The 22,015-nt window shown below is 47.2% G+C and carries 17 protein-coding genes and 2 tRNA genes; 7 read left to right on the top strand and 12 right to left on the bottom strand.

All coding sequences use genetic code 11. The annotated features are described in order from the left end of the window. Positions 1-81: 81 nt before the first annotated feature. The 5 genes from DEU30_RS04975 to dnaQ all read right to left on the bottom strand — a co-directional run bounded on the left by DEU30_RS04975 (position 82) and on the right by dnaQ (position 4,823). Positions 82-2,271, bottom strand: coding sequence for a M3 family metallopeptidase (locus DEU30_RS04975; RefSeq protein WP_011234927.1), 2,190 nt, complete (start codon positions 2,269-2,271; stop codon positions 82-84). A gap of 205 nt (positions 2,272-2,476) precedes the next feature. After that, a tRNA-Asp gene (locus tag DEU30_RS04980) sits at positions 2,477-2,553 on the bottom strand. Positions 2,554-2,579: 26 nt separating this feature from the next. After that, positions 2,580-2,656, bottom strand: a tRNA-Asp gene (locus DEU30_RS04985). Positions 2,657-2,796: 140 nt separating this feature from the next. After that, complete coding sequence (locus DEU30_RS04990) at positions 2,797-4,131, bottom strand: TIGR03503 family protein (protein ID WP_016341366.1); 1,335 nt, start codon at positions 4,129-4,131, stop codon at positions 2,797-2,799. Beyond that, positions 4,116-4,823 (bottom strand): DNA polymerase III subunit epsilon, encoded by a 708-nt coding sequence (gene dnaQ, locus DEU30_RS04995; RefSeq protein ID WP_011234929.1) that lies wholly within the window; start codon positions 4,821-4,823, stop codon positions 4,116-4,118. Before dnaQ ends, DEU30_RS04990 begins: the two co-directional genes overlap by 16 nt. Positions 4,824-4,874: 51 nt before the next feature. Between dnaQ and rnhA the strand changes: the two genes are divergently transcribed. Next, a complete protein-coding gene (gene rnhA / locus DEU30_RS05000; protein ID WP_011234930.1) occupies positions 4,875-5,348 on the top strand; it encodes a ribonuclease HI in 474 nt (157 codons plus the stop codon). 1 nt (position 5,349) lies between these two features. Here rnhA and DEU30_RS05005 read toward each other — a convergent pair whose 3' ends face one another. Both DEU30_RS05005 and DEU30_RS05010 read right to left on the bottom strand, forming a co-directional pair. Further along, a complete protein-coding gene (locus tag DEU30_RS05005; RefSeq protein ID WP_011234931.1) occupies positions 5,350-5,739 on the bottom strand; it encodes a rhodanese-like domain-containing protein in 390 nt (129 codons plus the stop codon). Continuing rightward, complete coding sequence (locus tag DEU30_RS05010; protein WP_011234932.1) at positions 5,736-6,506, bottom strand: methyltransferase domain-containing protein; 771 nt, start codon at positions 6,504-6,506, stop codon at positions 5,736-5,738. Before DEU30_RS05010 ends, DEU30_RS05005 begins: the two co-directional genes overlap by 4 nt. A gap of 74 nt (positions 6,507-6,580) precedes the next feature. Between DEU30_RS05010 and gloB the strand changes: the two genes are divergently transcribed. From gloB to DEU30_RS05025, 3 genes are read left to right on the top strand one after another with little or no spacing between them, the layout of a single operon-like run. Continuing rightward, positions 6,581-7,342 (top strand): hydroxyacylglutathione hydrolase, encoded by a 762-nt coding sequence (gloB, locus tag DEU30_RS05015; RefSeq protein ID WP_011234933.1) that lies wholly within the window; start codon positions 6,581-6,583, stop codon positions 7,340-7,342. A 48-nt stretch (positions 7,343-7,390) separates the two neighbouring features. Continuing rightward, the gene (locus DEU30_RS05020; protein ID WP_011234934.1) at positions 7,391-9,025 is read left to right on the top strand and encodes a LysM peptidoglycan-binding domain-containing protein; all 1,635 of its coding nucleotides are present in this window, start codon (positions 7,391-7,393) and stop codon (positions 9,023-9,025) included. A gap of 8 nt (positions 9,026-9,033) precedes the next feature. After that, a complete protein-coding gene (locus tag DEU30_RS05025) occupies positions 9,034-9,540 on the top strand; it encodes a hypothetical protein (protein ID WP_011234935.1) in 507 nt (168 codons plus the stop codon). Here the strand turns inward: DEU30_RS05025 and ligA are convergent. The 3 genes from ligA to smc are packed head-to-tail and all read right to left on the bottom strand — an operon-like array spanning position 9,537 to position 16,022. Then, positions 9,537-11,549: an NAD-dependent DNA ligase LigA gene (ligA, locus tag DEU30_RS05030; RefSeq protein WP_011234936.1), complete on the bottom strand. Its 2,013-nt coding sequence runs from the start codon at positions 11,547-11,549 to the stop codon at positions 9,537-9,539. The genes DEU30_RS05025 and ligA overlap by 4 nt on opposite strands. 12 nt (positions 11,550-11,561) lie before the next feature. Further along, positions 11,562-12,539, bottom strand: coding sequence for a cell division protein ZipA (gene zipA, locus DEU30_RS05035; protein WP_011234937.1), 978 nt, complete (start codon positions 12,537-12,539; stop codon positions 11,562-11,564). A 24-nt stretch (positions 12,540-12,563) separates the two neighbouring features. Continuing rightward, a complete protein-coding gene (smc, locus tag DEU30_RS05040; RefSeq protein WP_011234938.1) occupies positions 12,564-16,022 on the bottom strand; it encodes a chromosome segregation protein SMC in 3,459 nt (1,152 codons plus the stop codon). A gap of 145 nt (positions 16,023-16,167) precedes the next feature. On the opposite strand from smc, the gene cysZ reads away from it, so the two are divergent. Next, positions 16,168-16,908, top strand: coding sequence for a sulfate transporter CysZ (gene cysZ, locus DEU30_RS05045; protein WP_011234939.1), 741 nt, complete (start codon positions 16,168-16,170; stop codon positions 16,906-16,908). A 25-nt stretch (positions 16,909-16,933) separates the two neighbouring features. On the opposite strand, the gene rmuC is transcribed toward cysZ, so the two are convergent. After that, a complete protein-coding gene (gene rmuC / locus DEU30_RS05050) occupies positions 16,934-18,277 on the bottom strand; it encodes a DNA recombination protein RmuC (protein ID WP_011234940.1) in 1,344 nt (447 codons plus the stop codon). Continuing rightward, positions 18,277-19,800: a fumarate hydratase gene (locus DEU30_RS05055; RefSeq protein ID WP_011234941.1), complete on the bottom strand. Its 1,524-nt coding sequence runs from the start codon at positions 19,798-19,800 to the stop codon at positions 18,277-18,279. The genes rmuC and DEU30_RS05055 overlap by 1 nt, the downstream gene beginning before the upstream one ends. Positions 19,801-19,937: 137 nt before the next feature. Between DEU30_RS05055 and pabB the strand changes: the two genes are divergently transcribed. Both pabB and DEU30_RS05065 read left to right on the top strand, forming a co-directional pair. Continuing rightward, complete coding sequence (pabB, locus tag DEU30_RS05060) at positions 19,938-21,320, top strand: aminodeoxychorismate synthase component I (RefSeq protein ID WP_011234942.1); 1,383 nt, start codon at positions 19,938-19,940, stop codon at positions 21,318-21,320. Next, positions 21,317-21,931: a CoA pyrophosphatase gene (locus DEU30_RS05065; protein WP_110013829.1), complete on the top strand. Its 615-nt coding sequence runs from the start codon at positions 21,317-21,319 to the stop codon at positions 21,929-21,931. The genes pabB and DEU30_RS05065 overlap by 4 nt, the downstream gene beginning before the upstream one ends. Positions 21,932-22,015 lie beyond the last annotated feature (84 nt).

A 22,015-nucleotide genomic window follows, 5' to 3' on the forward strand; every position in this document is an offset into this window, starting at 1 on the left:
AGATAATAAAAAAGCCACTGACGATGATAACGCCAGTGGCTTTAGATAACGACTGTTCAGTCGAAATTATTTCAGTATGACTTAGTCAATACTAGGATTCGTTAGTCCGCGACGCTCAAGTAAGGCTTCAACAGTTGGCTCCTGACCACGCCAGTCGATGTACTGTTGCATAGGATCTTTACTGCTGCCTTTGGACAGAATTTCTTTACGGAAAGCCTGGCCATTTTCAAGGCTCAAACCACCGTTATTGCCCATGTGTTTAAACGCATCGGCTGCCAGAACTTCACTCCACATGTAAGCGTAGTAACCTGCTGAGTAGCCGCCAGCAAATACGTGAGCAAAGTAAGTTGAACGGTAGCGTGGTGGTACAGCTTCAATCGCTACACCGTTTTTCTCCAGCGCGTCCTGCTCAAACTTCTCAACGTCGCTAATTTCTGTACCCGGCTCCACTGTATGATACTCAAGATCCAGTAACGCAGCGGAAATATACTCTAAAGTATCAAAGCCCTGGTTAAAGTTACGTGCATCCAGTACTTTTTGCAGTAACTCGTCAGGAATCTGTTCACCCGTTTCGTAATGCTTTGCATAATTTGCAATAACTTTCGGGTTCAGCGTCCAGTCTTCCTGGAAAGTTGAAGGGAACTCAACGTAGTCACGCGGCACAGACGTACCTGCCTGAGATGGATACTTCACGTCAGAGAACATGCCGTGCAACGCATGGCCCATTTCATGGAACATGGTTGAAACTTCATCAAAGCTTAACAAGGTTGGTTCACCCTCAGGCGCTTTAGTGATGTTCATGTTATTCAAAATAACCGGCTTCTGGTTCATCAATTCAGACTGAGTACGGAACGAGCTCATCCAGGCTCCACCGCGTTTGCTGTCGCGAGCATAATAGTCCGCATAGAACAAACCTAAACTTGAGCCGTCTACGTCTTTCACTTCATAAACAACAACATCATCCTGATAAACAGGGATATCGTTACGCTCTTCAAAAGTGATGCCAAACAGTTGGTTCATTGCATAGAACACGCCGTCTTCCAGAACACGATTAAATTCGAAGTATTTTTTCACTTCGTCAGAGTCAATCGCGTATTTTTCTTCGCGAACTTTCTCTGCGTAGTAGAACCAGTCCCACGGTTTCAGTTCATGCTGTTCGCCTTCAGCCTTAATCATCGCACGAATCTCTTCGGCTTCGCTTTCAACGTTGCTTACAACTGCAGGAACCAGATCACGCAACATTTTTTGAGCGGCTTCTGGATTACCGGCCATGTTTTCTTCAAGAACGTAATCACCCCAGGTGTCATAACCTAATAGATTCGCCTTTTCTGCACGCAACTGAGTTAGCTTTGCAACCATTGGGCGAGTATCGGTTTCGGTATTCCCTGTGCCACGGTTTGAGGACGCTTCCCAAATGCGCTGACGCAATTCGCGGTTTTCAAGATCCGTCAAAATAGACTGACGTGTTGTGTTAGTTAAAGTAATGGCGTATTTACCCGGCATATCACGGCTTTCAGCCGCACTCGCCAAGCTACTGATTTGACTATCACTTAAGCCGGCTAATTCTTCTTTAGAATCAACGACAATCACGTTTTCCTTGGTCAACTTCATTAAGCTGTTGCGAAATTCTGTGGTCAGGCTGGAAAGTTGCGAATTAACATCGCGAATCTGTTGTTGCTCATCTTCATTTAGTTCAGCACCAGCACGGACAAAACCTTTGTAGGTGTCTTCTAATAAACGTTCTGACGCAGTATCCAGCTCTAATTCGTCGCGTTTGTCATGAAGTGACTTAATTCGGGCAAACAATTTAGCGTTCAGACGAATATTATCGCTATGAGCCGCTAACTTAGGAGCTAACTTACCCTGCAACTCGCGAATTTGTTCATTACTATTGGACGATGACAGGTTGTAGAAAACTGATGAAACACGGCCAAGGATCGCACCCGATTTTTCCATCGCTACAATGGTATTCTCAAATGTTGGCTCTGCTGAGTTATTTGCAATGGCTTCAATTTCAGCCATGTGCTCTTCCATACCCTTTTCAAACGCAGGCTCAAAATGTTTGAACTCAATGGCATCGAAGTCAGGTGCCTGATACAGCAGAGGACTGGGTTTGTAGAATGGGTTGGTTTCTTTTGCTTGTTGACTGCTGTCTTTAGAAGCTTCAGTTGAAGCCGTTTTGTTCTCAGTTGTCGATGAGTCATTTGCATCACTGCAAGCTCCCAACGATACTGCCGCACTCACAGCTACAGCCAGTAAAGTTTTCCGCATGGGTATCTCCCGTTGTCTATGTTTATCATTGTGATTTTGGTGACAATACTCTAGCCCTGTGGAGGCTCAGGCTCAAGAGCTAAACGGCAAAAAGCATGATCTTCGGGGTAAAACTTAAGATGGATAAAAAATACAACAAACGAAAGAAAATAAAAAAGATAATTAATTTAGATTTTACAGGGGGGATTACTAAGAGAGAGAATAATGGCGGAGTGGACGGGACTCGAACCCGCGACCTCCGGCGTGACAGGCCGGCATTCTAACCAACTGAACTACCACTCCGCAAAAATTCTTTGAGGCGTACTAAATGGCGGAGTGGACGGGACTCGAACCCGCGACCTCCGGCGTGACAGGCCGGCATTCTAACCAACTGAACTACCACTCCGCATTAGTACTACACGTTGAAGTCTCCCTCAACGCGGCGTGCATATTACGAGTGAGGGGCAAATGAGTCAACACTTTTTTTAAAGATTTTAACCGACTGTCTGATTTATATTCAGATCTGTGCTTTTTTAACCACAAAGGTCACTTTTTACCACTTTTCTCTGGTTTTTCAGCTTCCGCTTCATCGCTCTCAACGGCAACTTTTTTCCGACGAAACTTAAACCACCACAGCCCAACTAAAGCTAACGCAATGAGAACAATATTAACAACAACAATAATGATCAGATTGGTCATCGCCTGTTTTTGCTTGGCCTCGCGTTCTAGTCTTGCCTGTTCACGTTGACGCTCAAGCTCTATTTGCTGTCGTTCAGCCAGCTCTGCGGCTGTCGGTTCAGGTGGAGGCGGTTCCTTTGCAATAAAACTAAAGTCATCAATTCTGGCTTCAAACTCACGCCCCCCGACACTAGTGGCAAAAATATCTAAGTCTATAAGGTGTTTACCAAAAGCCAGGTTGGCAATTTCGACACTGTGCGGAAAACCCTCTATCTGGCTGACCGTAAATTTACGAACCTCTCCGTTAGGGAAGCTGGTTTCACCATTAATCACCAGGCTCTGTGGATCTATCCAGTCTTCATTAACACGAACGACTAATTGATGATTATCGTCCACAGACTCTGACTGAATAACATTAAATTCAACTGGTAACGGCTTAACCTCAACAGGGCCTGATTCAAACACTCGTTGGTACAGAGGGGTGGTCATTTCATAAGTGGCCATCCACTCACCTGGTACAACATCCAGATTAAAGAAACCGGTAAATATACCATCACCCGCTCTTTCGTCATGCCCTCGCCCGTCGTCTTCAAATTGTGCCACACGTGACGGATTCGAGCCGAAGTTATCAAAGTCTGAGTTATTGGTACTGACAAATAGAACATCCAGCAAAACGGTCTGACGAAAACGTGAAGTTTTAACCACTTCGTCGCCATTATAGAGTTTTCCTTCTACTTTCAGCTCTTCGTTCTGGAATAATGGACTAGGTAAAGGCTCAGCTTCAAAGCGAATATCAGAAATAACTAAGGCTTTATTTTCTTCATCGATGCGACCAGCCGCCTGCCAGGGACCAGGCTGAGGTTCTTTTATCCGGATAATGTCAAAGTTAGGATCGGTATACCAAGTTACTTTTTCCGCTGGATAACGAGTATCGTACCACTTGCTCCCATCAGGCTTGATGAGAATCAGGGGCTTGCTACCCGGCTCGCGGAAAAATAATAGAGTAATCTCTTCAACGTTCTCGTCTATGCGGAAACTTTGCCCTTTAATTGGCAATTTATTAGTAAGATCGCCTTCAATAAGGCTCATCGCACGCTTTTCAACTTCCTCTTTCGAGTCAGAGTCAACCGTGCTAAAACTCTGTACCGCGTAGGCTGATGAGCTACTTATTAAAACCAATAATACTGCTAAGAGTCTTGCCACAGACAATGTCCACCTTCTTCTTTGACTCGCGCCAAACGCTCCTGATGTAATGCTTCTTCATCGGCCGTTGCCCGTAAAACCTTTAATGCGGGACGATTGGTTATTCGTTGATGTTCCACTTTTTGTGAGCCACCCTGATTGTCTTTTCCGTGGCTGGCCAGGTTTAATGCCGTTTGCCCACCAGTCATCATCAAATAGACGTCAGCAAGAATCTCGGCATCCAGTAAGGCACCGTGCAGTTCACGCGCAGAGTTATCAACGTCGTAGGCGCGGCATAGTGCATCCAAACTGTTTCTTTGCCCCGGGCGCATTTCACGGGCAAGCTGCAAGGTATCGAGTACCGAGCAAAAATCATTGGTCAGGCCAACCGCCGGGCGAATACGACTAAATTCAGCATCCATAAAGCCCACGTCAAATGGCGCATTATGAATAACTAACTGAGAGCCTTTAATAAATTCAATGAAATCTTGCACCACCTGAGCGAATACGGGCTTGTCGGTTAAAAAGTCATTGGTTATACCGTGAACTTCAATTGCTTCCTGCTCGACCACCCGCTCCGGATTAATGTAAACATGAAAATGATTACCGGTTAATTTGCGATTAATAAGCTCCACACAGCCTATTTCAATAATTCTGTGTCCCTTTGCAGGGTCAATTCCGGTAGTTTCTGTATCTAATACGACCTGACGCATGGTGAAATCCTGATATACTCGCTGGAAACAGAGGATATAGTAGCAAGTAACATGTCGAACTCAAAAACTGTTCATTTATATACTGATGGTTCTTGTCTGGGAAACCCGGGGCCGGGTGGCTATGGCGCTGTACTGGAATATGGAAAACATCACAAAGAATTAAGTCAGGGCTATCGTCTGACCACCAATAACCGCATGGAGATGCTGGCTACTATCGCTGGCCTGCGAGAGTTAAAGCGCTCCTGTCATGTCATTCTGACTACCGACAGCCAGTATGTGAAACAAGGTGTCGAGCAGTGGATGCATCGCTGGAAGCAAAACGGCTGGCGTACTTCTGCTCGTAAAGCGGTTAAAAATAAAGACTTATGGCAACAACTGGACGAAGAAGTTAACCGTCATAAAGTTGAATGGAAATGGATTAAAGGCCATTCCGGGCATAAACAAAATGAGCGTTGTGATGAACTGGCCCGCGACGCCGCAACGCGCGAGCCTATGCTTGAAGATGAAGGATTTGGGGGCGAGTAAATTACTCGCCGGCAACTACCGGCAGTTTATTTTCCTGCCAGGCACTCATGCCGCCATCTACGCTATAGACATTATCCAGCCCCATGCGTTGCAAGCTCTCTGCCGCCAGAGCTGAGCGACCACCGGTTCGACAAATAAGGTACAAAGGCTTTTCGGCGATGCGTTCCAGAGCATTGTCATATCCAGCCACATCAGGGTGCTGATTTAGCTGCATTTCCAACACACCACGGGGCATGTTCACCGCTTGTCGAATGTGCCCCTGTCCATATTCAGCCGGTTCTCTTACATCAATAACGCGCGCGCCCTGCTCTATGGCCTTTTGTAGTTCTTCGGTGTTTACTTCTTTGACGTTCGATTTCGCTTTTCCACATAACTCTTGTGCTGTAATCATAATTTACCTCTTATTTGTTTATTCGACTTTGAAAACTGTTTCGTCGTCATTGCTGTTGCTGCCTGTCTTCCATTAACCGCAAGCTGCTTTCTTTGAGCTGACGGTTTTAATCTGTTAATCAGAGTTTGTTTGCGTGCCACTATGAAATAAGCTGCACGCAGCCCTGGGACCAGGTTGCTCAGCTTCGTTGACCAGTCACTTCCCCGGTGCTCGCTATGATGCAGGAAATTGGAAACATAAAATTCAGATTCCAGAACTTCGAACCCCAGCAGCTCCAGCCAGTCTTTAACTCGTACTGGCGTAAAGTACCTTCCACACCATGGGAAACTCTTTTTATGGCGAATGAAAAAGCCACTGGCCACCGCCGGACTGTAGGGATTAAACCCTGTAAGTATTAATACACCATCGTCGTCCAGGACTCGCGTTGCCTCTCTAAGTAGCTGGTGCGGATGCCGACAAAATTCAAGGACAAAAGGAGCAACTAGGTTATCGACACTGTCTTCCTTCAAAGCCAGCTCCGTTAATTTGCTGCGAACCGCTACGTCACTACCTGTGCCGACAGTCAGCCACTGAGCTCCATTTTTAATACACTCGTTAAGCCCCGGACTCAAAGAGCCTATAGCCACGGTTTTTCCTGGTTTCAACCGTCGCTGATGAGCGCGAATTAACTCAGCCGTCTGTTCCATCATGTAGTGCCCGCAGGCCATTTGCTGCCAGTCCCCGGGAGCCGCTAAATCAATTTTCGAATATGCTGGTTTAATTAACACGGCTAATTCCTGTATTATGAACTTATCTTCAACTTACTCGCTGGGTTTCTCATCCTAGCGTTATAGGGGTTAACATGCGAGTGCACGCTATTGAAGCTTTCGACGACAACTACATATGGGCAATTGAAACCAACGATAAAGACAAGGTTATTATTGTAGACCCCGGCGAAGCCCAACCCGTTCAACAATGGTTGGAACAAAATAGTAAAAGTATTGAGACTATTTTAGTCACTCATCACCATTACGACCACACTGGTGGCATAGCTGAATTAATAGAACAGAGCCCGTGTCCGGTCATCGGTCCGGAAAACCCAGAGATAAAAACGCTCACCAAGACAGTTACAGAAGGCGATGAGCTGACCGTTGGAGGTATTCAGTGGCAGGTATTAACCACTCCGGGACACACACTGGACCACATCAGTTTTTATACTCCCGGCTTTTTGTTTTGCGGTGACACACTGTTTTCCGGTGGCTGTGGCCGTATGTTTGAAGGTACGCCAGAACAATTCACGCAGTCGTTATTAAAGCTGCGTAAGCTGCCGGGCGAAACTCGAGTCTTCTGTGCCCACGAATATACTCAGGCGAATGTAAATTTCGCATTGAAAGTTGAGCCAGAGAACGCTGTGCTGCAAAGTTACGCTGAAAAGGTCAGAATGTTACGTGAACAAGAGCAAATAACTCTGCCAAGCACGCTGCAACTAGAGTTAGCCATTAATCCTTTTCTCCGGTTTGACCAAAAAAGTGTTATTGCAGCAGCAAATAAGCATGCAGAAAGTGTAAAAAATAGCCCCGAGGATGTTTTTTATACAATTAGACAGTGGAAAGATAATGCGTGATTCTTTAAACTCCTCAAGATTTTAATAATTATCGGAAGTAGATTACGCATGATAAACAGCAAGCAAAAGAACGTATGGTTAAAGTATTGTATGGTGGCCAGTGGTTTGGCATTAAGCGGCTGCCAGAGCACAATGCTGTTTAGTAATAATGAACCGGTAAATACAAAAAACGAAACTACAGAGCTTAAACTGACGGTCATTCCGGAAGAAGTGATCAGTCGGCACGCCGAAGAAGAAATCAAAATCAGCGAACCTGTAAAGCTTACCCCGCAAGAGCAGGAAGATTTATGGGTGCGTATTCGCCAGCAATTGAGCTTTCATGTGCCTGATGTACCCAGAGTGCAAAGCCAGCGCAACTGGTATGCCAGCCACCCGGAGTATTTAGACCGCGTTGCTAAACGCGCTGAACCTTACCTGCATCTCATTGTTGAAGAGCTGGAAAAACGTGATATGCCAGTAGATCTGGCTTTATTGCCGATAGTCGAAAGTGCTTTCGACCCGTTTGCTTATTCGCACGGCAGTGCCTCTGGTGTCTGGCAGTTTATTCCGGGTACCGCGCGTCAATATGGTTTGGATATCAACTGGTGGTACGATGGTCGTCGCGATGTTTTTGCCGCAACACACGCTGCACTCGATTATTTACAGGCACTTCATCGATACTTCGACGGTGACTGGATGCACGCACTGGCAGCCTATAATTCAGGTGAAGGCCGAGTTGCCGCTGCAATTCGCAAGAATGAGCGTCTGAACAAACCAACTGACTTCTGGAATCTGTCGCTACCTCGCGAAACTCGCGCATACGTGCCCAAGCTATTAGCTTTAGCAGAAATATTAGCCAACAGTGAAGAGTATGGTGTGGCATGGTACCCGATCGAAAATCAGCCAAAGCTTGAGGTTGTTGAGACACCAGCACAAATCGACTTAGCATTAGCTGCTGATATGGCTGATATGCCTCTGGATTTACTGCACCAGTATAACTCTGGTTATAACCGCTGGGCAACGGCGCCGAACGGCCCACATCGTTTACTTCTGCCTAATCAAAATGCGGATAAATTTAAACAGGCTTTGGATAAAACAGAGCCAAAAGACTGGCTGAGCTGGACCCGCCACGAGGTTAAATCGGGTGAGAGCCTGCTCGTTATTTCCAAAAAATACAATACGTCTGTTGACGTGATACAGCAGGTTAATGACATCAGCAGTGATATCATCCGCGCAGGCGATCATTTGCTAGTGCCAGTTGCCACACTCGATATCGACAATTACACGTTATCGCAAGATCAGCGCCGTGAAGACCGTCAAGATCAGAAACGTTCAGGTAAACGTATTGAACACGTTGTTCAGTCTGGCGATACGCTCTGGGATCTCAGTCGCGCTTATCAGGTAAACCTTCGTGACTTGGCTCGCTGGAACTCAATGGCTCCGGGGGATTATTTAAGGCCAGGACAAGAACTCGTGGTTTGGACGGAAGCCGAGCCTTCTTCGACGATACAAAGCAGTATTAACAGTATCATGCGTAATATAAGATACCGTGTGCGTAGCGGTGACTCATTAGCCAGGATTGCTGATAAATTTAATGTCACCATTCGTCAAATTGAACAATGGAACAACATTCAACGCAATCGTTATCTACAACCCGGACAAATGCTTAAGTTAAAAGTAGATGTTACCGAGGTAAGTAGTTGAGGCAACCTATGAATAGCGTAAAATACTTTTTTTTCTTTGCAGCGCTACTATTTAGCGCTCAGACTTTAGCTGACTGGAAAGCCGAAGGTAGTGGTAAAGTCATTTATCCATCAGGCCGTACGGAACCTTTAACCTTTGGTTTTGAGTATAAAAAGGTTTATGACACCATTATTTTTACTGCCGGAAAGTCGCAAATGCGTACGTCCGAAATGCCGCCAAATTACATTCTTAATCTGTTTGTAAATAAGCAGGGACAGGTTTATGTCGCAGAGTTTGCTAATGGTTTCTTCAAAGGTTTCGAGCTCAATATTGGTGATCACAAAGTCAGCATGAATCACCGGCAAGAGTTTGATGAAGATGAACCACTGAGTCATCTGCGAGTGCAGATTGATGACCGTAGCTATCTGCTGGAAACCACACACCCGACTATCCGGTTCGAGTTTGATGAAGAAAAAGGCATTGTCGATATCAATGGCTCAGGCCTTCTGAAAGACCTGAGCGTTAAAGGACGTTAGTCGCTGAGCAGCTCAGCTAACGCATTCTCATCTAATATATCAAGCCCGAGGGACTGGGCTTTGGTCAGTTTTGAGCCGGCATTTTCTCCGGCAACCAGCGCGGTTGTCTTTTTAGAAACACTAGAAGCAACTTTCGCCCCTAAGGCTTCTAAAGCAGACTTCGCCTCGTCACGAGTCATAGTCGACAAAGTACCGGTAATAACATAGGTATTGCCCGATAAGCGGTCACTTTGCACGGAGCTTGCCTCCTCACCCTCAGGCCAGGAAATAAACTCACGCAATTCCGCAACCACCTGCTGGTTATGGGCTTCATGGAAAAAAGCCACAATATGCTTAGCGACAACAGCACCGACATCCGGAACTTCCTGTAGCTGTTCACTTTCAGCAGCAATTAAAGCATCCAGGTTTTTGAAGTGGTTCGCCAGCGCGTTTGCCGTCGCTTCCCCGACTTCCCGAATACCTAATGCATAAATAAAACGGGCTAAAGTTGTTTCCTGTGTCGCTTTAATGGCATTTCGAAGATTTTCTGCAGATTTAGCGCCCATTCTCGGCAAAGTTGCCAATTCAGCTTTGGACAGACGATAAAGATCGGCCGGCGATTTTATCCAGTCCCGCTCTACCAGTTGCTCGACAATTTTATCGCCTAGTCCATCAATATCCATGGCTTTGCGGGAAGCAAAATGTTTAATCGCTTCCTTTCGCTGAGCCGCGCAATACAGACCACCGGTACAGCGGGCAACGGCTTCGCCTTCAACGCGTTCAATATCGGATTGACAAATCGGGCAATGCTGAGGAAATTCAATTGCCTTCGTGTTTTCAGGACGTTTATCTTTTATGACGCTGACCACTTGCGGAATAACGTCACCCGCGCGGCGAATACTGACACAGTCGCCGATACGCACACCCAGTCGTTCAATTTCATCCGCATTATGCAAAGTCGCATTAGATACTGTAACGCCGCCCACATTAACCGGCTCTAAGCGCGCAACCGGCGTTATCGCGCCGGTACGGCCAACCTGGAAGTCAACTCCGGTAATGGTCGTCAGTTGTTCCTGCGCGGGAAACTTACGTGCAATAGCCCAGCGCGGCGCACGTGCGACAAAGCCTAAGTCTTGTTGCAAGCGAATAGAATCCACTTTAAAAACTACGCCATCAATATCGTAATTTAAGGTATCCCGGCGGGCCAAAATAGCTTCGTAGTAATCGTCGCAACCCTGCACCGAGTCTACCGTCTTTATTTCAATATTCACCGGCAGTCCCCAGTCTTTCAACTGTAACAAACGCTGGTGATGACTGTCGGGAAGTTGTGTGGTTTCTGATATTAACCCAAGACTATAAGCATAAAAGTGCAAAGGACGTTTTGCGGTAATTCTGGAGTCTAACTGGCGTAAACTGCCTGCCGCCGCATTTCGGGGGTTAGCAAAGACCTTTTCTTCGCGCTGCCGGGCCTGCTCATTAAAGCGCTCAAAAGCTCCCAATGGCATAACCACTTCACCCCGTACTTCCAGTCGCTCAGGAACATCGCCAGAGAGCTTTAGCGGCACATTGCGTATGGTCTTAACGTTCTCGGTAATATCTTCACCGCTTTGTCCATCGCCACGGGTTGCGCCACGCACTAACAGGCCATTTTCATAGAGTAAACTGACCGCAGCGCCATCAAGCTTAGGCTCACAACAAAAAGTCACAGTTTGATTGGTATCCAGCCGCTGTTCAACGCGCTTGCTAAAAGCTTCAAACTCATCGACAGAAAAAGCGTTATCCAGTGACAACATCGGAACTTCGTGTTCAACACTTCTAAATTGACCTAAGGGTTTACCACCCACTTTCATAGTCGGAGACTGGGCACTTTTTAAATCCGGGTGTTCAGTTTCCAGAGTTTTCAGTTCCCGAAAAAGACGATCATATTCAGCGTCCGGCACTGATGGTTCGTCATTCTCATAATATTCCTGGTTGTAACGATTAAGTAATTGCTCCAGCTCTTGCATGCGCTGGTGAACAGACTGATTCATAGTGACCTGTAATTAAGCTGAGTGTTTACGTTCAAATTCACGAATACGCTGGCGTGCTTCGTGAATAGACTGGCGGGTCAATAATTGGCGCTGGCCATCCAAAACCTGCCCCTGAGGAATTTCGGTAGCGAGCTTTTTAGCCGCATTCAACATCATATTAAAGGCCTGCTGACCGTCAAATTTCATAGGTAAGGCCATAAAAAACGCGACGCCTTCGGTTTCAAAGTTTTCCATGTTATCCAGGTCAAACGTGCCGGGGTTGAACATGTTGGCGACACTAAAAATCATGGGGCCGGTGCCTGCGGTGTTTTCATAGCGGTGGAAAATACCCAGTTCGCCAAATTTACAGCCCAGCTCGGTCATCATTTGCAACAACACTGCGCCCTGTACCGGCCCTTTAACATGTAACGCAATAACTTCTTCCGGAGCTGATTCAAAATCATCAGTCGTATCTGCACTGACTTCTGTTTCAGTTTCAGGTTCAGGTTCTTGCTCAAGCTCCTGCTCCGACTCTTGCAAAGAGCTCTGTTCGGCGGCACTTTTATAAGAGTCATCAGGCTCTGAAGGAACATCCCCATCAAACTTAAGCTCAGTTTGCTCTACTTCAACCGTTTCATCATTGCTGACACGCATAGACGGTAATGAGTCAGACATATCGTCATCATTGCTAAGGTCCATCGACATTTGCTCGACAGCCTCCGCATCATTGTCCTGTGTTCTCACATTACTGTGCGACGATGTTTTTGCTTTTGGTTCAACGGCTTGGTCATGGTTAAAGCCGTCATCTGAAGTCTCTTTCTTTAAAATCCGAACTTCGCCAATGCCGTCGTCATCAAAACCGGACGATTGCTGCTGACGATTTTCTGCAACCCGTTGTTCACGCTGCCGTTGTTGCTGGTTACCTTTACGTATCTTCCATACGCCATGCGCAACAATACCTGCGATTGCCAAGATCCCAAGAATACTGAGGGTTATTTGTAAACTGCCCATTTTTGCTCCATCAAGCTTATTTTGTTATCCGGCGTCTGTCATCGCCACAGCCTGTTCAACATCAACCGCTACCAATCTCGAAACGCCCGCTTCCTGCATTGTTACCCCTGCCAGATGGGTAGCCATTTCCATTGCCACTTTATTGTGACTTATATAAATAAATTGCACCGATTCCGACATTTCACTCACCAGACGGCAGAACCGTCCTACGTTGGCATCATCTAATGGCGCATCAACCTCATCTAACAGGCAAAAAGGTGCCGGATTCAAGCGAAATATCGCGAATACCAATGATAATGCGGTCAGTGCCTTTTCTCCACCGCTAAGCAAATGAATTGTACTGTTTTTCTTGCCCGGTGGCCTTGCCATGATGGTAACCCCGGTTTCCAGTAAGTCATCATCGGTAAGTTCCAGAGTGGCACTGCCACCACCAAAAACTTTCGGAAACAGAATTTGTAAATCATGGTTTATCGCATCAAAAGTGGTTTTAAACCGATGTCGCGTTTCCTTATCAATCTTACGAATCGCCGCTTCTAAAGTGTCTAGCGCCGATGATAGATCATCCACTTGCTGGTCGAGGTACTGTTTACGTTCTCTTTGCGCTTCGGCTTCATCAATTGCCGCCAGGTTAATAGCGCCTAAGCGTTTTATTTTATTTTGTATTGACTCCAGCTCTTGCTGCCACTGCTTTTCATCAGCGTCGGAAGAGAGTTCTTCCAGTATATTTTTCAATGTAAGGCCTGTTTCAGCCAGCGTTTCCAGCACAGCCTGACTACGTTCCTGCAATTTAGCCTGCTCAATTTCAGTACTCTGCATAGCCTCTTTGGCCTGGCTTATTTTGACCTGAATTGCAGATTGTCCTTGAGTTATTTGCTGCAAGTCGTGCTCTAACCGCGACAATTGCTGACGTTGTTCCTGCAATTGTTCTGAAACTTCACCACGCTTATCCAGCAATTCGGTTAACTGATCATCAAGAGCACTCTGATTTTCATCTGTCTCGTTAGTCTGTTGCTCACTGCGTTCCTGCCGAAGTTGCTGGTAACGTTGTTCACTGCGCTGCAGTAATTTCTGTAACTGTGCAGCCTGAGCCTGTAAATTCTGCTGTTGCATTGTCATCTGCTGCTGTTGGCTACGCAGTTGCTGTAACTGTTCATCTTCGGCACGCACTGTAGACTCCAGTTGCTCACCGTAGTCTTCATCAACCTGCTCCGTTTGCTCCAGTAACAACTCATACTCTTCCAACTGCATTTCGATTTGCTGTTGCTGCTCAGCGGCGTTTTCCGCATGCAATCGTTGCTCTTGCTGCTTATCTCGCAGACTCATTAACTGCTGCTGTATTTGCTCGGCCTGCTGTAAGTTCCACTGCAGCCGCTCTTCAACTTTCCCCTGCTCGTTACGGGTCTGTTGAACCTGCTCATTAACCTGCTCCAGCTGCTCTTGCGCCTGTTCAACCTGCGTCTGAGTTTGCTCCAGCTGCGTTTCACTTTCAGACAACCTGGAAGCCAGCACTTGCAGTTGTTCTAGTAAATTTTGGCGCTGTGTCTGCAAATGAAGAACACTGTTATCTTCGTCAACTCGAGCCGCGATAAAACCGTCCTGCCAATACCAATTGCCGGTTTTTGATACCGCAAAACTGGCATTGCTTTGTTGTAATTGCTGCTTCGCATCAGCATCCTGTTCAATCGCCAGACACTGCTGCAACGGCGCCCAATAACGTAACGGACCTTTAACCTTACTGGCCAGAGACCAGTTTTCAGGCTCTTGTCCACTCACAGGCCACACCAGCTTCACCCCAGAAACCGCTTTCAATTCTTCCGGAGTTTGTTCCAGAACCACGGCATCCAGCCAGTCGTAAGCCAACTGCTCAACCGCCATTTCCCAGCCACTTTCAGCCTGCAGTAACTCCCTCACTTTCAAGCTGTCTGGATAGTTTTGCTGTAACCATTTTTCACTGCGGCTATCGTTATTTTGCTTCCCTTCCAACAGTTGCTCAATGGCTGTTAACTGAGCCTGAGCTTTATCTTGTTGCTGCTGATTCTGTCGGTGCTGTTGCTGCTGTTCTTTAAACCCTTGCTGCAGAGCCTGCAGTTGCTGCTTACTGTGCTGATACCGAGTTTCTTCCTGCTCCAGCTGACGTTTTAGTTCGACCAGAGCCTGTTCGTTCTCGTCAACAGATAATGCTTGTTCCTGTTGCTGCAACTCTTGTTGCTGGCTGTGAAATTGCTCCACTTGTTGCAACGCATATTGTTGGCTCTGTTTCAGCTGCTGCAGTTTAAGTTGCGCCTGCTGTTGCTGTTTTTCGACATCGCGTTGCTGCTGTTGCTGCTGTCGTTGTTGTTGCTGCCACTGACGCCATTTCTCATTAGCTTGCTGAGACTGTTCAGCCACGCTTTCCATCTGTTCCTCAACCTGCTCCAGTTGTGGCTCCAGCATCAGCTGCTGTTCTTCCAATTGTTCTCTTTGCAGGCGATCATCCGCCAACTGCTCATTAAGCTGATCTATTTCTTCATTTAACTGCTGTTGCCGCTGGCTGCGCTGCTCTTTTAGTTCTTGCTGATGTTTCAAAGTTTGTTCAATACGGGTAATTTCATTGCCCACTGAAAACATTTGTTCCTGCGACAGCTCTACTCTGTCGCGCGCTTCTTCAGCCTGCTCTTTCAGTTCAATAGCGCCCCGTTCATCACCACTTTGCTGTGCCTGCCAGCGTTCAAGCTCGGTTTGTTGTTCGGCGTATTGTGTCTGCAACTGCTGTCGTTGATTATCCAGTTTTAGCCAGCGTAGGGCCTGCAGTTCACCTTTAAATTTACGCTCACTGGCTTTCAACTCCTTGTAACGAATGGCAGCCGCGGCCTGACGCTCCAGCTTCTCCAACTGTTGACCCAGCTCTTCGCGAACGTCACTCAAGCGCTCCAGGTTCTCGCGCGTATGCAGCATCCGGTTTTCAGTTTCTTTGCGACGTTCTTTGTATTTTGAAATGCCTGCGGCTTCTTCAATAAACACCCGCAGTTCCTGCGGACGTGATTCAATCAGGCGGGAAATCATGCCCTGCTCAATAATGGCGTAGCTGCGCGGACCCAGCCCGGTTCCCAGAAATAAATCGGTAATATCACGGCGACGACAACGACTGCCGTTCAAAAAGTAATTAGACTGGCCGTCACGGGTCACCAGGCGCTTAACCGAAATTTCATTGAATGCCGCGTACTCGCCCTGAATACGTCCCGAACTGTTATCAAAAACCAGTTCGACACTGGCCTGAGAGACCGGCTTACGGGCACTGGAGCCATTAAAAATCACGTCGCTCATGGCATCGCCACGCAAGTTTTTTGCTGAACTTTCACCCAGCACCCAGCGCACGGCATCAATCACATTGGATTTGCCACAGCCGTTCGGACCGACGACGCAGGTCATTTGGTCAGGAAAGGGAACTTTGGTTGGATCCACAAAGGATTTGAAGCCAACTAATTTGATGTGTTTTAGGCGCATTCAGTTGTTTTTATTATCAATTTAATACGACGGTTTATTATCACAAGACTCTAGCAGATCCGGTAGCCATTTGTAACAATTTAGCCCGCACATTGCCATTGTATTGCCTTATTATACTAAGCAAATTAAAACCTCTGGAGTTTTCATGCAAAAAGCAGCCTACAGCAACTCGGGATTAGCTTACATAGGACGCGGTTTAGAACTTATCCGAACCAAAGGTCTGCGTCGCTATGTTGTGGTGCCTATTCTGACCAACCTTATCCTGTTCTCACTTGCTTTCACCTGGCTGTATGGCGAAGTCGACTATTGGCTGAACCGCTTTATGAGCTGGCTGCCCGACTTTTTCCAATGGCTGGAGTTTATTTTATGGCCACTGGCGGTTATTACCATTATTGCGCTCTTCTCGTTTATTTTTAGTACCATCATGCATTTAATTGCAGCCCCTTTTAACGGACTTCTGGCGGAAAAAGTGGAACGCTATGAAAGCGGCGAGAGCTTAGGAGACGAGGGATTCTTAGGTTTGTTTAAAGACATTCCAAGGACTTTAAAACGGGAAATGCAGAAACTCATGTATTACATTCCCCGAGCACTTGGCTTTTTTCTGTTATCGCTCGTTATTCCGGTAATTGGACAGGTCCTTTGGTATATCTTTGTCTGCTGGATGATGTCGATACAATACTTAGATTACCCGTTCGATAATCACAAACTGTCGTTTCCGCGTATGCGGTCTGAATTACACCAACAGCGCAGTAAAACACTAGGGTTTGGATTCGGGGTAACCGTGCTGACTATGATACCGCTGATTAACCTGATTATTATGCCGCTGGCGGTTTGTGGAGCAACCTCACTGTGGGTTGATCATTATCGTCGCAGTGCATTAAGTTGATAAAAGTAAGCGACTGAGCATTGGCTCAGTCGTTTTTCTTATCAGCATCGTCAGATTCAATACCTTCCTGACCTGTTTCATCGGAGTCGAGGTAATCCGGGTTTAATCGCTTATTCGTTTGAACTCCCATCTGGCGGAACTTATCGACCCGACCAATAAGGTTACCGCGCCCGGTACTCAGCTTCTTCATAGCTTCCTGATAACGGTTATCCAGAGTTTGTAAGCCGTTACCAATTTTCTCTAAGTCTTCGACAAAGCCCACAAACTTGTCGTACAAACGTGCCGCATCGGTCGCTATTTTCTCGGCGTTCTGATTCTGATACTCATACTGCCAGATGTTATGCACCGTGCGCAGCGCAACCAGTAGGTTAGTCGGGCTTACCAACATAATTTGGTTGTCCAGCGCCAGCCGGATAAGCTCCGGGTCACGATCAACAGCCAGCAAAAATGCCGGCTCAATCGGAATAAACATCAATACATAATCCAGCGTACGCAACCCTTCCAGTTGATGGTAGCTCTTTTTACCCAACTGTTTTATGTGTTGCTTCAGCGACTGAACGTGCTCATTTAACGCCCGTTCACGTTCTGTATCGTCATCAGAGTTGAAGTACCGCTCGTAGGCCGACAAACTGACTTTCGAGTCGATAATCACGTCTTTTTTATTCGGCAAATGCACAATCACATCCGGCTTGAACGACTTACCGTCTTCATCGCGGTGATGCTCCTGTGTCTGATACTCGTGCCCTTCACGTAACCCGGACTGCTCCAGAATACGCTCCAGTACCACTTCGCCCCAGTTACCTTGCTGCTTGGTGTCACCTTTTAATGCCCGGGTTAAGGCTTCAGCTTCAGACGCCATTTGGCGATTTAAGTCCTTAAGCGACATCACTTCATTTTTAAGTGCCGAGCGCTCTTTGGTCTCATCGGTATACTGCTGAGTAATTTGCTTTTTAAACGCATCAATTTGCTGTTTGAACGGCTCTAATGTTGCCTGCAACGACTGCTGATGATGTTGCTGCAGCCCTTTGGACTTCTCATCAAAAATACGGTTGGCTAAATTTTCAAACTGCTGGGTCAGCCGTTCTTCGCTAACCTTCAGTAGGTTCAGCTTTTCTTCTGCGGTTTTCTGCTCATGCTCAGATCTAGCCAGAGTTTCACGCAGACGGCTGTCTTTTTCATAGACTTCGAGCTGAAGTTCATCGACGCGCTCACGAAGAATATCCGCGTCTTGCTCCAGTGCCGCATTTTGTTGTTCTGCCTGTAAACGCAAACGGCGCTGCTGTTGCCAAAGCAACAACAACGCCGTAATGACAGTCACAACCGGCACTCCAATTATTGCCATCCATTGCCACAGTGCCAGCGACATCATTAAGCTCCTAATTTTTCATTGAGGTCAGCAATTTTCGCTTTCCAGATAGCAGGCCCTTGGGTATGCGCGTTTTGACCGTCGCTATCCACAGCAACAGTGACCGGCATGTCTTCCACTTCAAACTCATAAATGGCTTCCATACCTAAGTCTTCAAAGGCAACAACCCGGGATTTTTTAATGGCTTTAGCGACCAAATACGCGGCACCACCCACGGCCATCAGGTAAACCGCTTTGTGCTTACGAATACTTTCCACAGCTTCAGGGCCACGCTCTGCTTTGCCTACCATACCAATAATACCGGCTTCTTCGAGCATCTGATCAGTGAATTTATCCATACGCGTAGAGGTTGTAGGACCTGCCGGACCAACAACTTCATCACCCACAGGATCTACCGGCCCTACGTAGTAAATAAAGCGGTTGTTGAAATCAACTGGCAGCTCTTCACCGTTATCCAGCATACCTTTAATGCGTTTGTGCGCCGCATCACGACCGGTCAGCAACTTACCGGACAAGAGCACGGTTTCACCCATTTTCCAGTCCTGAATGTCTTCTTTGGTCACTTCATCCAGGTTCACACGGCGGGCATCATCACCCAGTTCAAAAGTCACATCCGGCCAATCTTCCAGTTTCGGCGGGGTTAAATCTGCTGCTCCGCTGCCGTCTAACGTAAAGTGAACGTGACGGGTGGCTGCACAGTTCGGAATTAAAGTGACAGGCTTAGAGGCTGCGTGGGTTGGTAGTGACTTAATCTTCACATCCAGCACCGTTGTTAAACCTCCCAAACCCTGAGCACCAATACCTAATGCGTTAACGCGGTTCAAAATTTCTAAACGCAGCTCTTCTTCGGCATTCTGCGGGCCGCGCTCAATAAGCTCATGGATATCGACAGACTCCATTAAAGATTCTTTTGCCAATACCGCAGACTTTTCCGCTGTACCACCAATACCTATACCCAGCATACCCGGCGGACACCAGCCAGCGCCCATCTTCGGCAAGGTTTCAACAACCCAATCGGCAATCGAATCGCTGGGGTTTAACATGGCCATTTTCGATTTATTCTCAGAACCACCACCTTTAGCGGCAATCATCACTTCAATTTCATTGCCCGCCACCATATCAATATGCACCACAGCTGGCGTGTTATCGCCAGTGTTTTTACGAGCGCCCGCCGGGTCAGCCACAATAGAAGCACGCAGTGGGTTGTCCGGGTTGTTGTAGGCTCGACGAGTACCTTCATCCACCATTTGCTGAACGGTCAGGTCGGTTTTATCCCATTGCACGCCCATGCCCACTTTCACAAAGCAGGTGACAATACCGGTGTCCTGGCAAATTGGACGGTGCCCTTGCGCAGACATACGCGAGTTAGTCAGCACCTGAGCAATGGCGTTTTTCGCCGCTTCGTTCTCTTCACGCTGGTATGCCTCGTCCAGTGCTTTAATAAAGTCCAGTGGGTGATAATAAGAAATGTACTGCAACGCATCGGCAATACTGTCAATAAAATCGGCCTGACGAATGGTGGTCATGGAACTGCCTCTTGGTTAACTTTTGCGTGGCGCTATAATAGCGTTTTCGCTAACAACTGACCAGTGCCACTGACCGGCGAATATTTGCTGTGATAGTATATTGGTAATGAATAACCAGCCTGAATTGCGAGCATGATGTGAGTGTTTTCCCGGATCTCTGTGCGATAAAACTTGATTGCGAAGCCTCAGCTATTGAGTTATTTCAGCGTTGTCAGCATGAAAGCTACGCTCTATTACTGGACTCTGCCGCGCAAAGCCACCAGAACTGTGCCTACGATATTATCTTCCGACAGCCAGAACTGATTTTAAACTGCAAAGCAGGCAAGTTAAATGTATCAACAGACGCTCCTTTAGAACTACCGCCAGCCCCCGAAGACGCAGCCGAGCTTTGCCGTTATGCCGGGCAATTGAATCAGTTATCAGGTCATTATTCGGGGCCTGCTGAACTGCCTTTTCAGGGCGGGTTTGCCGGGGCTGTCGGCTATGACCATGGCCGTTCGCTGGAAGTCATACCTGAGTTTAATGCAGACATCTATCAGTCTCCCGATGCAGTACTGGCCTACTACAGCCAGGCGTTGATTATCGATAGGCAGAGCAACGCGATCTGGTTAGTTGCACCAATAGAAGGGTCAGAAGAGCTTCGAGAATTCTGGGAACAGCCAGTAGCAACAAAAAAGCCCGACGCTTTTCAATTGCTAAGCGACTGGCAAAGCAATATGAGCGAGCAGCAGTACACCGAGAAATTTAAGGCCGTGCAAAACTATCTGCTGGCCGGAGATGCCTACCAAATTAATTTAGCGCAACGGTATTCAGCCCGTTATCAAGGCAGTGAATGGTCCGCTTACCTTAAATTACGACAAGCGAATTCAGCACCGTTTTCTGCCTTTATGCGCCTTCCCGGCAGCGCTATTCTGAGCCTGTCGCCGGAACGCTTTCTGCTAACCGACGCCAAGGGACTGGTAGAAACAAAACCCATTAAAGGCACGCGTCCGCGGTTTGAAAATTCGCTTAAAGATCAGGCTAGTCAGCAGGCTCTGTTAACCTCAGAAAAGGACCGCGCAGAAAACCTGATGATTGTGGATTTGCTGCGTAATGACCTCAGTAAAAACTGTAAGCCGGGCAGCATCAAAACGCCAAGCCTGTTTGCCATAGAGAGTTTTCCGGCGGTTCACCACCTGGTATCGACAGTTATTGGCAAACTGCAACCCGACCGTACCGCATTAAGTTTGTTTAACGGCGCTTTCCCGGGCGGTTCTATTACTGGCGCACCGAAAATTCGGGCCATGCAAATTATTGAAGAGCTGGAGCCCCATCGCCGTAGTATCTACTGTGGCAGTATGGGCTACTTTTCTCAGCACGGTCGTAGCGACACCAGCATAACCATTCGTACACTGCTCGCCGAAAATGATCACTTATATTGCTGGGCCGGTGGCGGTCTGGTCGCGGACTCGACAGCAGCAGATGAATACCAGGAAACCAAAGACAAAGTGTCACGCATACTGCCGGTGTTAACTTCATGACAATCAATACTCGCGCAGACTTTATTCGTCGATTTAGCCTTTATCCTTCGCCGCCGGTTGAGCGCAGAATTGATGAGCCTTTGCGCAAACGTTTGCGCCCCGCGGCGGTGTTAATCCCAATTATTGAGCGTCCGCATGGGTTGTCGTTAATACTCACCCGGCGATCCAGCAAATTACGCAAGCATGCGGGTCAAATCAGCTTCCCCGGAGGTCGCTTTGACGAAACCGATAGCGATTTACTGGACACGGCTCTGCGGGAAACCGAAGAGGAGATTGGCCTGCCCCGCAGTCAGGTCGAAGTCATAGGACGTTTACACGACTACCCTGTCTTATCGTATTTTATGATTCGCCCCTATGTGGCTTTTGTCTCACCACAACAGCCCTTGGTTGCCGAGGAAAGTGAAGTCGCTGAGATTTTTGAAGTACCGCTGGCTGATATTCTCGACCACGGAAACCACTACGTGTACCGTATTCGTAAATTTATTTATGATCGGGTGTATTTTATTCCCTGGCAACACCGCAATATTTGGGGCGCAACCGCCGGTATCTTGCGTGAATTATCAGAACAGTTACAACCCGACGGCAAAAATTACTTCAGACCACTGAACTGACCACTTATTTTTGCTTAAAACTTGCTTCCCCCCACATGAATCATGCGACAATACTATAATAAACAGAATACGCATGCGCGACAG

Source organism: Idiomarina sp. 017G (assembly GCF_004362265.1).
Lineage (GTDB): Bacteria > Pseudomonadota > Gammaproteobacteria > Enterobacterales > Alteromonadaceae > Idiomarina > Idiomarina loihiensis.